The organism is Streptomyces sp. NBC_00223 (assembly GCF_036199905.1).
In the GTDB taxonomy this organism is placed as follows: Bacteria; Actinomycetota; Actinomycetes; order Streptomycetales; family Streptomycetaceae; genus Actinacidiphila.
The window spans coordinates 3125673-3140606 of the sequence record NZ_CP108109.1; the positions used below are offsets into that span (position 1 = coordinate 3125673).

Genomic DNA, 14934 nt, shown 5'->3' on the forward strand with positions numbered 1-14934 from the left:
GCGAGGCCGCGACCGCCGCGGGTCAGTTGCTCGGCAGGCTGGTGCGGAAGAAGGTGTCGGTCAGCCCGTCCTTCCACCGCACGGTGAGCGTCTTGCCATCGGCGGCCAGCACACCACGGCCTGAGGTGCGGTCCTTGTTGCCGTCCATGCAGGTCAGGGTGAGCCCGAGGCCGTCCTTGTCGGTGTACGTTCCGCCGCACAGATGGGAGCTGGTCAGTCCGGCCTGACCCTTGCCCAGGACGAGTTGGACCTTGGCGGAGCCCCGGGTGGACAGCCAGACGCCCTCCACCCCCCGGGTCGGGTCACCGGTCGGGGCATCGGTCGGAACATCGGTCGCGTCCGGGGTCGAGGCCGTGGCGACGGGGGCGTCGCTCGTGGTGGTGGCCGCGGCGCCGGTCTTCCCGGCCGTCGTGGTGGGGGCCGCCGTCGGCTTCCTGGTGTCGTCCGCACCGCTGCCGCACCCGCTCAGCGCCAGGACGGCGGCGACCGCCGCGGCGGCGATCCCCGCTCCGGTGAACGTACGACTTCTGGAACGCACCTGTACTCCCCCATGTCGCGAAGTGGACCCGGCGGATCGCAAGCTACCAGCAGGTCCTGGGGAGACGCGTCGGCTGATTGCTGTGCGGGACACCTGTCGCAGGACCGTGACGGCTGAACCGTGGACGGTCGGTGTACGCCCAATAGAGTAGAGGAACGGCTTCCGCGAGCACCCCGCGGAATCCCATGGAATGCCGAGAAAGGGTTGATTTCTCATGGGGGACCTACAGATCAACGGAACCGTGATGGGCGATTTGAGAAAAACGTTCTCAACCGTCGCGGACCGGATGGACGTCGTCAGCCGGGCCATGGGCAATGCCAACGGCGAGTCGGTCGGAGCGCCCCGGCTCATCGACGACGTACATGATTTCGCCGACGACTGGCATTACGGCATCAAACAGATAGGCCAGCACGCCGACACCGCCGTGAAGATGATCGACCAGATAGGCAAGACGTTCGACGACGCCGATCTGCAGCTCGCCAACTCGCTGAAGGCAGACGGGAAGAAGTGACAGCGTGACGCGCAGCTTTCCGCATCTCGGTTTCGATCCGACTCCCGGTGACGTCGAGCGCACCCGCGCGCTGGCCCGGCAGCTCGGCGACCTGCACGGTGAGTTGACCACGACGGTCAACGAGTTGAACCGCCTCGACTGCGGTTACTGGAAGGGGGAGGCCGCCAAGGCGTTCATCTCCCACATCGACCACGACGTGACGCCGCTGATCAAGAAGGCGCACGATTCCTTCGGCCGGGGCTCGGACGCGTTGAGCCGCTGGGCCGACCAGTTGCACGGCTTCCAGAGCGAGGCCGACTCCCTGGAGAAGGAAGCGGCGACCAAGCAGAGCGCGCTGGACCACGCCAGGACGGCAGCCGGGGTCCCCGCCGACACCGGCACCCCGCACCCGCGGCCCGGTCCTTCTCCCGACCCGGACCCCGACGCCGCGGCCGACGCCAAGAAGAAGCAGCAGGCCGTCACCGACGCCAACTCCGCGCTCCAGGGCGTCCGCCACCGCGCGGAAGAGCTGCACAACCGTTTCACCAGCGCCGCCGACGCCATCAGCCACGACCTCGACAAGGCCGGTGACATCGCCCCGGACAAGCCCGGCCTCTTCCACCGGATCGTCCACGGCGTCGAGGGCGCCTGGAACGACACGGTGCAGTGGGTCAAGGACCACGCCGATCTGATCAAGCTCATCGGTGACCTGCTCAGCGACCTCAGCGGCATCCTCGCCGTCCTCGCCATCCTGACCGCTCCCTTCGAGCCGCTGGGCGCGATCTTCGCCGCCGCCGCGGTCGTCACCAGCGCGGCGGCGCTGATCACCCATCTGGTCGCCAAGCTCGCGGGCGCCGATGTCAGTTGGATGAGCATCGGCTTCGACGCGCTCGGCGCGATACCGGGCATCGGCGCCTTCTCCAAGGGGGTCAAGGTCGCCGACGGCGCCGTCGCCGCGACCCGCGCGGCCCGGCTCGGCGAGGGCTTCCGCGGGGTGCAGACCCTGGGACGCAACTTCGTCGGCCTCTCCGGCGACTTCGTGGCCGGTGCCAAACAGGTCAAGCTCTTCGGAAAGACCGTGGAATTGGGCGGATTGAAAGCGGCGGGGAAGATTGTGTCCGACGGGAAGTTCGCCAACCGCCTCCAGTTGGTCTCCGAGGGCCTTTACCACAATGGCCAGCTGCTCGGTACGAAGGGCCTCGCCCTGGCGACCAAGGGGCGGGTCGGCATTGACGCGATGAGCAATCTGGGCCGGGGCATCGACGCCGGGCTCAAGCTCGCGCCCAAGCTCTATTCGATTCCGCAGCACATCGGCGAGGCCATCCATCTCGGTGACCGCTTCGACCAGTCCGCCACCGCGCACTGAACGAGACCGGCCCCGGACGATTCGCCGAGTCGACGACCGATCACCCCCGAACGAAAGGCCGCACGACCTATGGACTGGTATCCGGACCCGGATGAATCCGTGCTGCTGCGTACGCCGATCCGGTTCGCGACGGGATACGCGGAACCGGTGGCGGGCGCGCGCTGGTTCCGGGACGCGCAGCGCCGCGACATCCAGGCGGAGCTGCCCGGCTGGCCGGCCGGACCGGAGTTCACCGTGCGGTCGAAGAGCCAACAGAACGTCAACAGGGCGGGCCGGGCGGCCCTCTTCGGCATCCCGGCGGTCGCCCGCCTGGTCGTCGAGGCGGTGAGCGGCGCCCCCGGCCTGCCAGGCGGCCTGCCGAAGCCGCGCGGCACCTCGCAGGACCCGGCGAACGAGGTCGAGGACTTCCCGGTCATGTGGGCGGCGCCCGGCACCGCGGCCCGCGCCCTGCCGTGGCAGCTCGACCCGTCCCGCGCCCCTGACCGCTACCGGGTCGACACGGTCGTCACCGAACGGCGCCTTGTCCTCCTCGGCATCGGATCGGACATGACGGCCAGGGCCGAGGTGCTGTGGGAGACGTCCAGGACCGAGGTCGCGGGCGCGGAGCGCCTGGAGTTCAGCGAGAACGGCCGCGATCTGCGGATCACGTTCACCGACGGCTCCTGGGTACGGCTGGCGACCGGCGACGCCGCCAAGCTCGTCGGCATCCTCGCCGACCGGCGCCGGCTCCTGCCCGAGTCCGAACTCGACCCGGGCCAGCGCGAACGCGTCGCCCGCTTCGTGGCGGAATTGCCCGGCACCGCCCGGGCGCCGCGCTTCTTCCGACTGGCGAGCGGAATCGTCCTCGTCGAATGCCAGGTACCGGCGAAGGCCGGCAAGGGCCTGTTCGAAACCCATTCCATCCTGATGAGCGAATCCGGACAGCCGGGTCACCCGCAGCCCGGCGATCTTTAGGCGAAAATCAATGACCACTCCCCCGGAAATACCGGAAACCGTCCCCGCCGTTCCCGCCCCCGCCGGCACCGCCACCCTCACCGCAGGGCCCCGGCGAGTGCCTGGATCGTCTGGTTTGATCATGTGATGCCGTAGAGGGCGAGGACGCGGGGGCGCTCGGTGTGGGCTCGTCGTCCGGCGGCGGTGTTGACGTAGCCGGCGAGCTTGAGCGCGCTGCGGATCAGGTCGCGGAGGGCAGCGAGTACGGCGGGCGCGTTGTGGGTCCTGACCTGGGACTTGTCCTCGTTGAAGGTGACATCTCGACACCAGTGGACGGTATTTTCCACGGTCCAGTGCCCGCGGGCCCAGGACGCGATCTCGGCTGCGTTCGCTTCCTCGGTGGGCAGGTCGGTGATGGCGTAGACGGTCTCGCTGGACCATTTCTTCGCCCCGTAGAGACGGCGACGGCGCTGGATGCGCAGGACCTGGGCCGCGTGCGGGAAGAGCAGTCCGTTGACGGTGACGACCTGCACGAGCCGCTGCTCGTGACGGCCGTGGCCCCGGGCGTCGTCGCGGTGGATCACGGGGATCACTTTCCAGGGCAGGGCGTGGAGCTGACGGGCCTGGCCGCGCTGGTTGTTCTTGATGGTCAGCAGGTAGTGAGCGCCGCGTTCGCGCAGGTAGGTGGCGTGGTCGCGTTGGGCGTGGAGGGCATCGGCGGTAACGACCACTCCCGCGAGATCAGCGTCATCGATCTGGTCGAGGAGAGGTGCGAACTCGGGGATCTCGTTGGTCTTCGCGCCGATCTCCCGGGAGGCGAGCGTGACACCGTCGCCGTGACGGACGGCGGACAGGACGAAGACCCGGCTGCCGTCCGGGCGCCTCGCGCCACGCAGGCACTTGCCGTCCACCGCGATCGCCCGCCGTCGCAGCCGTACCGGCTCGGCGCGGGCGGCCGCCCGGTGGGCCCGGCGCTGTTCACGCTCGGTGCCACCGTCGGGCATCACCGGATCCGGCCGGCGGGCCTGTGCGGACAGCAGAGGCCGGAGGTAGTCGTAGCCGGCCGCGCTGATCTCACCGGGATCGAGCCGCCCCAGGACGCTGCGCAGGGTCTTCTCGCTCGGCACCCGGTAGCGGCCAAGGAGTGGGTGGTAGGGCAGGCCGAAGGCGGCCAGTTCCTCCGGCGTCGCACGTCGGCACCACTCCGCCGCCGCGGTGATCGAGTCGTGGCCGGACGAGGTCATCGCGCAGACCACCAGGGCCAGCAGCGAGGAGAGCCGGTACCGCACTCCGCAAGCCCCTCTCGGATCGGTGACCGACTCGAACTCGACTACCAGGCAGCGGACTTGCTCCTTGGCGGCACCCTCGCCGAGAGCCTCCAGGCAGGGCGCATGAGGCACGGGGACAGCGACAGGGGATGATGGAGGAACGAACACGGCACCTTCGTGGATCTTGCAGCGTAGAGAACTCCATGATCCACAGGTGCCGTGTTCACCTGCTTCCGGGGCCCACCACCGAGATCAACACCCCAGGCCGGGACAATCCAGGCACTCGCCGGGGCCCTGACCCTCACCGACGCCGGTGCTCCGGCGGACGGCGGAGGCGACGGCGCCGACGCCACGACGACGGAGGCGATCACCCTCCCCGATCTGCCGCCGCTGACCTTCGACGTCCCCGAGTCCTTCCACGCCCTGCCCATCGCCGTCTCCCCCGAGGAACGCGCGGTGCTGGCGGAGGAGTTCGTACGGGAGCTGTACCCGAACGGGAACGACGACCTGTGGACGCCCGCGGCCGCGTACTACGCGGCGATCGGCGAGGCCATGGGCGAACAGGGCCTCGCGTACTCCGCGATGGGGCTGTTCTCCATCGACGAGGGCATCGCGCACTGCTCCTTCACCGTCGCCGCGGTCAACTCCGACCATCCCTCGGTCGAGGTCGCCGCGCAGGGCATCCGCGAGATCCTCGTCCGCGACGAGAACAACGACGCCCGCTGGATCGATCTGCCCTGCGGACCCGCCGTCTCCTGCGTCACCCTGCGGCAGATCACCCTCAGCCCGGAACTCACCGCCAACGGCGAGGAGGCCGTCCTGCGGATGGGGCAGGTGCAGGTCTACGTGCCCTTCCCCACCGGTCCCTATACGGCCGTCTTCACCATGGACACCGCGGCGGTGAACTACTGGGGTGAGTTCTGCGAGATGATGACGGCGATCCTGCGCACGATCAGCTTCGACGAGCGTGATGACACGCCGGAGTCCGGCTGACCTCGGCCCGACCCCGACCGGCCCCGGCGTCCCTCGCCCGGGCCGGCCACAGCGGGACGGCGGCGGCGCCCACCGCGGGACGCCTCACGCCCGGCCTGAGCCCTGGTGCTGCGCCGACGCCTCCCGCAGAAAGCCCTCGACCACCTCGTGCCAGGCGTCGGGCCGGTCCCACGGGACGAGATGGCCCGCGTCGGCGATCTCGGCGTAGCGGCCGCGCGGCAGGACCCGGACCATCTCCTGGGCCTCGGCGCGGCCCAGCTCGCCGTCGGGGCCGCGGACGACCAGCGCCGGGCAGCCGACCCGGGCCAGCTCGTCCCAGTGGGCGTCACGTATCCAGGGCTCACGGGAGAGCAGCACGTGTTCGGGGGTGTGCAGCGGCCGCCAGCCGTCCTCGTCCTCGGTCATGACCTCGGCGAAGAAGTCGCCCCTGGCCGGACTCGGCGGATCGGCCCACGGATCCTCCTCCGCGAACCACCGCCGTACGTCCGCGAGCGTGGCGAACGGCAGCGGCCAGCTCTCCAGCCAGTCCGCCCACTCGCGCTGCCCGGCCTCGCCCAGGGCGGAGGCCCGCATGTCGCAGAGCACCACTGCGGCGACCAGGTCGGGCCGCCGGGCGGCGCACTGCCACGCGGTGAGCGCGCCCATGGCGTGGCCGACGAGGGTGACGGGGGCGAGCCCGAGCTGTTCGACCGCGGCGATCGCGTCGGCGGCGTACGCGTCCGGCGTGTACGGCCCCTCCGGCTTGTCGCTGCGGCCGTGCCCGCGCTGGTCGAGGGCGAGGGCCCGGAACCTCGGGGCGAGCCGGCGGGCGGTGGGCGCCCAGTGCGAGGCCCGGCCCAGCAGCCCGTGCAGCATCAGCACGCCGGGCCGGTCAGCGGCGCCGTCCCGCTCCCCGCACGCCCCCGCGTAGTCCCAGGCCGTGAGGCGTACCCCGCCGGCGCCTGTCACCTCGTACCGCTGGATCATCCGCCGCACCTCCTTCCTTGCCGAGTGTTCGGTGCTCTTCCCGCCCCACGCTATCGAACTTTTATTCGAACAGATGCCCAAGGCGAGTAACACCGCTCGTTCGAGTGACAGCGCTCAAGGATTGGCCGCCCGGGCCGAGGGGAGGACTTCTGCGGGACGCGGCGCGAAGGGGAAGCGGGCCGCGAGGAGGTCACGGGAAGCTCGGGGTCCCGGGTCCTCCGCAGGGGATCACCGGGGAGGGACAAGGGGAGGAAAGAGCCCCGGCGCCGTCAGACGGCGCCGGGGCCACAGAAGGCCACTCAGGCCCCACGAAGGGGTCTGGGCCCCCACGGAAAAGAAGAAGGAGACGGGGAAAGATGCTGCCTAACGCTTGGCGACGAACACGTGGGACGCGACCTCCGCGTCGAGCTCCGCGGCCTCGCCACCACTGCCGACCAGCACCCCGCCCGGGGAGCCGGTCACACTCACCACCGCGCCCGGCTGCACACCGGCCCGCCGCAGCGTGTACATCACCTGGGCGTCGGTCTGGATCGGCTCACCGATCCGGCGCACCACGACACTCGCCCCGGCCGCCCCCGGCTGGAGCTCGGTGAGACTGACCATGCCCTCCCCCAGGAAGGGGTCGGCGTCGCCCTTCTCGCCCAGCTCCTCCAGACCCGGGATCGGGTTGCCGTACGGGGACTCGGTGGGATGCCGCAGCAGTTCGAGCACCCGGCGCTCCACCGCCTCGCTCATGACGTGCTCCCAACGACACGCCTCGGCGTGGACCTGTTCCCACTCCAGGCCGATGACGTCGACGAGCAGGCACTCGGCGATACGGTGCTTGCGCATCACGCGGGTGGCGGAGCGGCGCCCCTCCTCGGTCAGCTCCAGGTGCCGGTCCCCCGCGACATGCAGCAGCCCGTCACGCTCCATTCGTGCCACCGTCTGGGAGACCGTGGGCCCGCTCTGGTCGAGCCGCTCGGCGATTCGGGCGCGCATGGGGACCACACCCTCCTCCTCCAGCTCCAGGATGGTGCGGAGATACATCTCCGTCGTGTCGATCAGTCCGGACATGCGCGCCCCTCGTGTATTCGTGCGTGGCCCTGTGCCAATTCTGACGCATAGCGGAGACAACCGGCCCTGCTCGGCGGGAGCAGCACCGCACAGCGGCTTGTTTTCTTGACATCCGCCGCGCGCGGGCAGCACGGTGATCCGCATGATTGAGCCCTCCGAAGACCTGGCCGACCGGTATTTCGACAGCGCCATCACCCTGCTGGGCCGGGTGCGCGACGAGGAGGGAACCGGTATCCGGGCCGCCGCGGCCGCCGTCACGGATGTCATCGCCTCAGGTGGCCGGGTGTTCGTTTTCGGCGCGGGACACTCCTCCCTGCCTGCGCAGGACGTGGTCTACCGGGCCGGCGGCCTCGCACTGATCAATCTACTCGCAGTGCCGGGCGCGGTCGGCGTGGATGTCGTGCCCGCCACCCTGGGCAGCGCGCTGGAGCGGGTCGAGGGGCTGGCGGACGCCGTGCTGGAGACCAGCCCGGCCCGCGACGGCGACCTGCTCTTCGTCATCTCGCTCTCCGGCCGCAATACGCTCCCGGTGGAAATGGCGCAGAACGCTCGGTCCCGCGGTCTCACGGTCATCGGCGTCACCTCGCTCGTGTACGCCGAGGGGACCCGGTCCCGGCACGCCTCGGGCACCTTCCTCAAGGACCACTGCGACATCGTCCTCGACTCCAAGATCCCGGTCGGCGACGCGGAGCTGACCGACGACCGCATCCCGGCGCCGTTCGCGCCCGTGTCCACGGTCGTCACCAGCGCGCTGATGCAGGCGGTCATGGCCACGGCCGCGACCGGGCTGGCCGCCCGCGGCATCACCCCGCCGATGATCCGCTCGGGCAATGTCGACGGCGGCCACGAGTGGAACCGCGCGATCTTCGAAGAGCACCGGGACCGGATCTTCTTCCGCAGCTGAGCCCAGGCCCGCGGCGAACCCGCCACGGCGCCCCGGCCACCCGGCCGCCCCGGCCGCCCGCGAGCCCGCCCGCCCCAGGTCAGCCCCTACGGCAGCCCCCGCGGCGGGCCTGCTAGCGGTCGCCCGACAGGTCCGCCAGGTCGAGGGCCATCGCGACCCGCGCCGCGACGTCCTCCGCGTACGCCGCGTCGGCGCGGTCGAAGAGCCGGCGTCCCGACCCCCGCAGAAAGGTCAGCGCGCCGACCGTACGGCCGCGGCTGCGCAGCACCGTGGCGAGCCCGTGGACCGTGCCCGGCGGCCAGCGTCTGGCCGCCGCCCACTCGTCGGTCCGCGCCCGGGACTCCGGCTCCCCGTGGTCCGGGGTGCCGGAGCTGGCGCGTACGGTGCCCTGGCGCTCGACCGCCTGCCGCGCGGGGTGGGCGGTGTCGTAGCCGACCGGGACGGCGTTGGTGGGGAGGGGCCGGCAGGGGCCGGGTTCACCCTCAGGGGTGGCGGCGATCCGTATGAGGCGCCCGGCGCCGTCCACGAGGTCCACCAGGGCGTGGTCGGCGAAGGCCGCGAGCGCGAAGTCCAGCTGCAAGGTGGCGGCCTCAAGGGCGCTCTCGCACTCGGCGGCGGCCCGGTCCGCCCGGTGCAGCTGCTGGTAGCGGAAGCGCACCTGGGCGCCGTCCTTCTCGGCCGTCTTCTGGCCGGTCACGTCGGCGAAGAGCCAGCCGACGCCCAGGGGCACGGGCTCCTCGCCGAGCGGGGAGCCGAGCCGGACGAAGCCGCTGCGCCAGCAGTAACGGGTGGCGGTCTCGTCGCCGCGCGGGCTGACCCACAGCTCGTTGGTGGCGGGCGGCGCGCCCTCGGCGAGCACGTGTTGCAGGGCGTTCTCCAGCTCCTCAGCGCCCTGGGCGAGCAATTCGCCGATCGGGCGGCCGAGCAGCACCTCGCGGGTCGTGCACAGCATGCGGGCGGCCTGCGCGTTGGCCTGGGCGGGCCGCAGGTCGGCGTCGATCACCACCACACCCCAGGAGGCGTCGGCGAACAGCGACTCGCTCAGCGCGATGGACCGCTCCAGGTCGATCTGTGTGTGCACCTCGGAGAAGGCGCAGTAGACGCCCGAGGGCCGGTCGTCGGGGCCCGGCACGGCCGCGCACTGGGCGCGGATCAGCACACGGCGGCCGTCCTTGGTCACCAGGGCGAATTCGTGCACCTGGCGGCCGTTCGCGTCCATTGCCGCGAGGAGTAGTTTCTCCACCTGCCCGGCGTCGGCGGAGCGGGCCGCCCAGCCGTCGAAGCCATGGCGTCCGATCGCGTCGTCGGCGGTCCAGCCGAGAATGCGGGTGGCCTCGGTGTTCCAGTGGGTGACGACACCGTCGCGGTCGAAGGCGCACAGGCCCGCCTCCATGCCGTTGAGCAGCGCGGACAGCAGCTGCTCGTCACCTTTGGGTTGCGCATCAAAAGGCTGCACGTCACAACATTCAACCCCGGTGTGCGCTGCGTCACACGAGATTTCCATAAATAGGTTGTGCGCTTCCGGATCCGTTCCTACTTTGGTGGCACACACGAAGGGAGGTGGTCTGAAGCATGAGTTGCAGTCGGACACGTGAGGTGGCTGCGGGCTAGCTCCGCGCACTGGGCGTGCGCGTTGCGCGCCAATCCCACGCAGTTCACCCGACCCGCGGGCTCGTCGGACTTGTCCGGCCGGTGCTCGGAGCCTTGGCTCCGGGGAGCAGCCCGCGGGTCGTTCGCTTTTCGCGCCCAGGACGCGAAAAGCGCTTCGCACCCCAGGACGCGAAGCCGACCCGCGCCCCAGGACGCGAAACCCCCGGCCCCGCCCCCACCCCGCCGAGCGCTACGGCGCCAGCCGCTCGACCGTCCACCCGCCGTCACCGCCGCGCACGTACCGCAGCCGGTCGTGCAGCCGGTTCTCCCGGCCCTGCCAGAACTCGACGCTCGACGCCTCGACCCGGAAGCCGCCCCAGGTCGGCGGCACCGGCACCTGCGCCCCCTCCGGCCAGCGCCCGGCCACCTCGGCGTACCGCTCCTCCAGCGCCGTACGCGACGCCACCACGCGGGACTGCTCGCTCGCCCAGGCGCCGAGCTGCGAGCCGTGGGGGCGGCTGTGGAAGTACGCCGCGGTCTCCTGCGCGGACACCCGTACGACCGTGCCGCCGACGATCACCTGGCGGGCGATCGGGTGCCAGGGGAAGAGCAGGGAGGCACGGGGATTGGCGGCGAGTTCGCGGCCCTTGCGCGAGCCGTAGTTGCTGTAGAACACGAATCCGTGCTGGTCGTAGCCCTTGAGCAGCACGGTACGGGAGCTGGGGACGCCGTCGGCGTCGGCGGTGGAGACCACCATGGCGTTGGGCTCGGCGAGCAGACCGCCGCCGGTGGCCCGTACGGCTTCGGCGAACCAGTGGGCGAACTGCTCGTAGGGGTCGGCCGGCAGTTCCGCCTCCGTCAGCCCGGTCGCCCGGTACTGCTTGCGCATGGCCGCCGGGTCGTCTTCACGTACCTCTTGTCGTTCTCGCACGCGCACATCTTGCAGGACGGCGGCGCAGGCGTTGCCATGGAACAGGAGTGTGCGCGATGTCACCGGCCCGATCCGAAGGGAGCGGGGTGGACACCCCTCGTACGGGGCATGACCGCAGGACAGCCGCGGTACCGGCAGCCGGGACCCACGCGCTCGTCACAGGGCGCACGCGCACGGACGCGGGACGGCCAGGCTCACCGGGCCCCGCGCCCGCCGGAAAACCGGCACCGGGGACCGCCGCGCCCACCGCCACCCGTTCACTCAGAGGAGCCGCCTCATGTCCGACTTCGTACCGGGACTCGAAGGAGTCGTCGCGTTCGAGACGGAGATCGCCGAGCCCGACCGGGAGGGCGGTTCGCTGCGCTACCGAGGGGTCGACATCGAGGAACTCGTCGGCCATGTGAGCTTCGGGAACGTGTGGGGCCTGCTGGTCGACGGACGGTTCGACCCGGGCCTGCCGCCCGCAGAGCCCTTCCCGATCCCGGTGCACTCCGGCGACATCCGGGTGGATGTGCAGGCCGCGCTGGCCATGCTCGCGCCCGTGTGGGGCCTGCGCCCGCTGCTGGACATCGACGCCGACCAGGCCAGGGACGACCTCGCCCGCGCGGCCGTGATGGCGCTGTCCTACGTCGCCCAGTCCGCGCGCGGGCAGGGGCTGCCGATGGTGCCGCAGCAGGAGATCGACAAGGCCGGGTCGATCACCGAGCGCTTCATGATCCGCTGGCGCGGCGAGCCGGACCCCCGGCATGTCGCCGCCCTGGACGCGTACTGGACCTCGGCCGCCGAGCACGGCATGAACGCGTCGACCTTCACCGCCCGTGTCATCGCCTCGACCGGCGCGGACGTCGCCGCGGCGCTGTCCGGCGCGGTGGGCGCCATGTCGGGCCCGCTGCACGGCGGCGCGCCCTCCCGGGTGCTCGGCATGATCGAGGAGATCGAGCGGACCGGCGACGCCGAGGGCTATGTGAAGGCCGCCCTCGACCGGGGCGACCGGCTGATGGGCTTCGGCCACCGGGTCTACCGGGCCGAGGACCCCCGCGCCCGGGTGCTGCGCCGCACCGCCCGTGAGCTGGGCGCGCCGCGCTACGAGGTGGCCGAGGCGCTGGAGAAGGCGGCGCTCGCCGAGCTGCACGCCCGCCGCCCGGACCGGGTGCTCGCCACCAATGTGGAGTTCTGGGCGGCGATCATGCTGGACTTCGCCGAGGTGCCCGCGTCCATGTTCACGTCGATGTTCACCTGCGCCCGTACGGCCGGCTGGTCGGCCCACATCCTGGAGCAGAAGCGCACCGGCCGCCTTGTCCGCCCCTCGGCGCGGTACGTCGGCCCGGCGCCGCGGAGCCCGCGGGACGTGCACGGGTACGAGGGCATCGTCCACTGAGCGCGGACGGCCGCCGTACGCACCGCCGGGGCGGGCCCTCGCGCCCGCCCCGGCCCGGCACCCCCGTACGGGCCGGTCCCGCGCCCGTGACCAGGCCGTGAACGGCGCCTTCCGCCCAAGGGGCGAACCGCCGTCTCATCGGATGGAACGCCGACGGCAACACGGCGGTAACGGGCTACGCTGCCGACGTGGCCGACATTCAGATTCCCGCTGACATCAAGCCCTCCGACGGACGGTTCGGGGCGGGCCCCTCCAAGGTGCGGACGGAGGCGCTCGACGCCCTCGCCGCGACCGGTACGTCCCTGCTCGGCACCTCTCACCGCCAGGCGCCGGTGAAGAACCTGGTGGGTCAGGTACGTGACGGTGTCCGGCAGCTCTTCTCGCTGCCCGATGGATACGAGGTGGTGCTCGGCAACGGCGGTTCCACCGCGTTCTGGGACATCGCCACCCACGGACTGATCACCGAGAAGTCCCAGCACCTGTCCTTCGGCGAGTTCTCCTCGAAGTTCGCCAAGGCGGCGCAGCTCGCGCCGTGGCTGGCCGACCCGACGATCGTGAAGTCGGAGCCGGGCACCCACCCGGAGCCGTCCGCCGAGGCGGGCGTCGACGTGTACGCCTTCACGCACAACGAGACGTCCACGGGCGTCGCGGCCCCCCTGCGCCGGGTCGCGGGCGCGGACGACGGCGCGCTGGTCCTGGTGGACGCCACCTCGGGCGCGGGCGGCCTGCCGGTCGACATCACCGAGACGGACGTCTACTACTTCGCGCCGCAGAAGTCCTTCGCGGCCGACGGCGGGCTGTGGATCGCCGTGTTCTCCCCGGCGGCCCTGGAGCGCGCCGCCACGATCGCGGCGTCCGGCCGGCACATCCCGGCGTTCTTCGACCTGCCGACGGCGATCGACAACTCGGTGAAGAACCAGACGTACAACACCCCCGCGCTGGCCACCCTCTTCCTGCTCAAGGAGCAGCTGGAGTGGATCAACGGGCAGGGCGGCCTGGACTGGGCGGTCAAGCGCACGGGCGACTCCTCCTCGCGGCTGTACGGCTGGGCGGAGAAGGCCGCGTACGCGACGCCGTTCGTGGCGGACCCGGCGCAGCGCTCCCAGGTGATCGGCACCATCGACTTCGAGGACGGCATCGACGCCGCCGCGGTCGCCAAGGTGCTGCGGGCCAACGGGATCGTGGACACCGAGCCGTACCGCAAGCTGGGCCGCAACCAGCTGCGGGTCGCGATGTTCCCGGCCGTCGACCCGGCCGACGTCGAGGCGCTGACCGCCAGCATCGACTACGTCATCGGTCAGCTCTGATCCCGACCGCGCCGAGTCACTGAGCGCCCGGGCCGCGAAGGCCCGGGCGCTCCCGGCTCTCCACAGGCCGGGCGATCACCCCCTCGACAGCTCAACCCCTCGACAGCGGGCCGCCGACCGGGCCCTCAGTCCCGCCGGCCCCGCCGCAGCAGCTTCCGCAGGCCCACCCCGGCGGCCCCGATGCCCAGCAGCACGACGAGGCCCTTCACCTTGCTCCCGGTGTTCAGGTGCTCGTTCTCGGCGTCCGTGCCCTTCGTCCCGTTCGTGGCGGCGGGCGAGGCGGTGGCCGTCGCGGTGGCCGTAGCAGTGCCCTTCGCGGTGGCCTCGGTGGTGTCCGACGCGCGTGCGCCCGCCGGAGCGACGCTGTCGGGCAGCTCCGCCCCCCTCAGCGGCTCCCGCCACACCGCGCTGTCGCTGCCCTCGCTGCCGTACATCACCGCCCGGCCGTCCCGGGTGAAGGCGACGGACTCGCCCTGCCGCTGCATGGGCAGCGTGAGGGAGCCGATCCGCTGCGGGCGGCCGTCCACCCAGCGGTAGGCGTCGGCCCAGAAGTAGCCGCGCAGCACCAGACGGGTGCCGTCGGGCGAGAAAGCGCCGTCGGTGACCCAGGGGACGTCGCCTATGCTGCGAAAGAAATTGACACCCTGGGCGCTGAGCTTGGCGGGCCCCTCGTAGAGATGGCCGCCCTTCTCGTTCTTGCTGGCTATGTAGACCCGGCCGGTCTTCGGCTGCACCATCAGCGCCTCGGCGTTGCGCGGACCTGCGTCGTACTTGACGGTGTAGCGGGTGATGTCCACGGTCTGGTCGCGCAGGGCCTTGGGCTCGGCGAAGCGGTAGATCCACACCTCGGGCCAGGTGCCGTCGAGGTTGTCGCCGATGTCGCCGACGTACAGATCGCCGTCGGGGCCCATCGAGACGGCCTCCACGTCGCGGGCGTTCACCCCCCGCATCGTCACCCTGGCGACGGTCTTCCCCGTGGCCGAGTCGACGGCGTAGACATACGGCCCGTCGCCGCTGTCGTTGTGCGTCCAGTACACCCCCGGGTGCAGCCGGCTCGCGACCAGTCCGCTGGACTCGGTGATCCGCGGGTCAGTGATCCTGAACGCCGCGGAGGGCCCGCTGTCGGCGACGGCGGGCGCGGCGGAACCGCAGGTCAGAACGAAGACGGCAAGGCCGGCGGCCGCCGGGAGATACGCGCGCATGCACCCCAGTGT

General features: G+C 71.5%; 14 protein-coding genes. 7 read left to right on the forward strand and 7 right to left on the reverse strand.

Annotated elements, in window-relative coordinates; all coding sequences use genetic code 11:
- Positions 1-22 precede the first annotated feature (22 nt).
- Positions 23-538 (reverse strand): hypothetical protein, encoded by a 516-nt coding sequence (locus OHA30_RS13010; RefSeq protein ID WP_328913990.1) that lies wholly within the window; start codon positions 536-538, stop codon positions 23-25.
- Between the two features lie 214 nt (positions 539-752).
- Between OHA30_RS13010 and OHA30_RS13015 the strand changes: the two genes are divergently transcribed.
- The 3 genes from OHA30_RS13015 to OHA30_RS13025 all read left to right on the forward strand — a co-directional run bounded on the left by OHA30_RS13015 (position 753) and on the right by OHA30_RS13025 (position 3348).
- Positions 753-1049 (forward strand): hypothetical protein, encoded by a 297-nt coding sequence (locus OHA30_RS13015; RefSeq protein ID WP_328913991.1) that lies wholly within the window; start codon positions 753-755, stop codon positions 1047-1049.
- 4 nt (positions 1050-1053) lie between these two features.
- Complete coding sequence (locus OHA30_RS13020) at positions 1054-2394, forward strand: putative T7SS-secreted protein (RefSeq protein ID WP_328913992.1); 1341 nt, start codon at positions 1054-1056, stop codon at positions 2392-2394.
- Between the two features lie 69 nt (positions 2395-2463).
- Entirely contained in the window at positions 2464-3348 is an 885-nt protein-coding gene (locus OHA30_RS13025; RefSeq protein WP_328913993.1) for a hypothetical protein, read from the forward strand.
- A 119-nt stretch (positions 3349-3467) separates the two neighbouring features.
- Here the strand turns inward: OHA30_RS13025 and OHA30_RS13030 are convergent, their stop codons facing one another.
- Entirely contained in the window at positions 3468-4763 is a 1296-nt protein-coding gene (locus OHA30_RS13030; RefSeq protein WP_328913034.1) for an ISAs1 family transposase, read from the reverse strand.
- 51 nt (positions 4764-4814) lie between these two features.
- Between OHA30_RS13030 and OHA30_RS13035 the strand changes: the two genes are divergently transcribed.
- Complete coding sequence (locus tag OHA30_RS13035; RefSeq protein ID WP_328913994.1) at positions 4815-5588, forward strand: hypothetical protein; 774 nt, start codon at positions 4815-4817, stop codon at positions 5586-5588.
- Positions 5589-5672: 84 nt separating this feature from the next.
- On the opposite strand, the gene OHA30_RS13040 is transcribed toward OHA30_RS13035, so the two are convergent.
- Both OHA30_RS13040 and OHA30_RS13045 read right to left on the reverse strand, forming a co-directional pair.
- Positions 5673-6554: an alpha/beta fold hydrolase gene (locus tag OHA30_RS13040; RefSeq protein ID WP_328913995.1), complete on the reverse strand. Its 882-nt coding sequence runs from the start codon at positions 6552-6554 to the stop codon at positions 5673-5675.
- Positions 6555-6917: 363 nt separating this feature from the next.
- Positions 6918-7610, reverse strand: coding sequence for a metal-dependent transcriptional regulator (locus OHA30_RS13045; protein WP_328913996.1), 693 nt, complete (start codon positions 7608-7610; stop codon positions 6918-6920).
- A 142-nt stretch (positions 7611-7752) separates the two neighbouring features.
- Here OHA30_RS13045 and OHA30_RS13050 point away from each other — a divergent pair, with 142 nt between their 5' ends.
- Entirely contained in the window at positions 7753-8514 is a 762-nt protein-coding gene (locus tag OHA30_RS13050) for an SIS domain-containing protein (RefSeq protein WP_328913997.1), read from the forward strand.
- A 112-nt stretch (positions 8515-8626) separates the two neighbouring features.
- Here OHA30_RS13050 and OHA30_RS13055 read toward each other — a convergent pair whose 3' ends face one another.
- A complete protein-coding gene (locus OHA30_RS13055; protein ID WP_328913998.1) occupies positions 8627-10018 on the reverse strand; it encodes a PAS domain-containing protein in 1392 nt (463 codons plus the stop codon).
- A 336-nt stretch (positions 10019-10354) separates the two neighbouring features.
- Positions 10355-10993 carry a pyridoxamine 5'-phosphate oxidase gene (gene pdxH, locus OHA30_RS13060; RefSeq protein WP_328917846.1) on the reverse strand — a complete coding sequence of 213 codons (639 nt, stop codon included), beginning with the start codon at positions 10991-10993 and terminating at the stop codon, positions 10355-10357.
- A gap of 319 nt (positions 10994-11312) precedes the next feature.
- On the opposite strand from pdxH, the gene OHA30_RS13065 reads away from it, so the two are divergent.
- Together OHA30_RS13065 and serC are read left to right on the forward strand one after the other, a co-directional pair.
- The gene (locus OHA30_RS13065) at positions 11313-12413 is read left to right on the forward strand and encodes a citrate synthase 2 (protein ID WP_328913999.1); all 1101 of its coding nucleotides are present in this window, start codon (positions 11313-11315) and stop codon (positions 12411-12413) included.
- Between the two features lie 188 nt (positions 12414-12601).
- Entirely contained in the window at positions 12602-13720 is a 1119-nt protein-coding gene (gene serC / locus OHA30_RS13070; RefSeq protein ID WP_328914000.1) for a phosphoserine transaminase, read from the forward strand.
- A gap of 125 nt (positions 13721-13845) precedes the next feature.
- Here the strand turns inward: serC and OHA30_RS13075 are convergent, their stop codons facing one another.
- Complete coding sequence (locus OHA30_RS13075) at positions 13846-14922, reverse strand: hypothetical protein (RefSeq protein ID WP_328914001.1); 1077 nt, start codon at positions 14920-14922, stop codon at positions 13846-13848.
- Positions 14923-14934 lie beyond the last annotated feature (12 nt).

Bases quoted from the DNA above. Each gene is read 5' to 3' on its own strand.
- OHA30_RS13015 (WP_328913991.1), top strand. From the start codon at position 753: ATGGGGGACCTACAGATCAACGGAACCGTGATGGGCGATTTGAGAAAA.
- OHA30_RS13025 (WP_328913993.1), top strand. From the start codon at position 2,464: ATGGACTGGTATCCGGACCCGGATGAATCCGTGCTGCTGCGTACGCCG.
- OHA30_RS13040 (WP_328913995.1), bottom strand. From the start codon at position 6,554: ATGATCCAGCGGTACGAGGTGACAGGCGCCGGCGGGGTACGCCTCACG.
- OHA30_RS13045 (WP_328913996.1), bottom strand. From the start codon at position 7,610: ATGTCCGGACTGATCGACACGACGGAGATGTATCTCCGCACCATCCTG.
- OHA30_RS13050 (WP_328913997.1), top strand. From the start codon at position 7,753: ATGATTGAGCCCTCCGAAGACCTGGCCGACCGGTATTTCGACAGCGCC.
- OHA30_RS13055 (WP_328913998.1), bottom strand. From the start codon at position 10,018: ATGGAAATCTCGTGTGACGCAGCGCACACCGGGGTTGAATGTTGTGAC.
- pdxH (WP_328917846.1), bottom strand. From the start codon at position 10,993: ATGCGCAAGCAGTACCGGGCGACCGGGCTGACGGAGGCGGAACTGCCG.
- OHA30_RS13065 (WP_328913999.1), top strand. From the start codon at position 11,313: ATGTCCGACTTCGTACCGGGACTCGAAGGAGTCGTCGCGTTCGAGACG.
- OHA30_RS13075 (WP_328914001.1), bottom strand. From the start codon at position 14,922: ATGCGCGCGTATCTCCCGGCGGCCGCCGGCCTTGCCGTCTTCGTTCTG.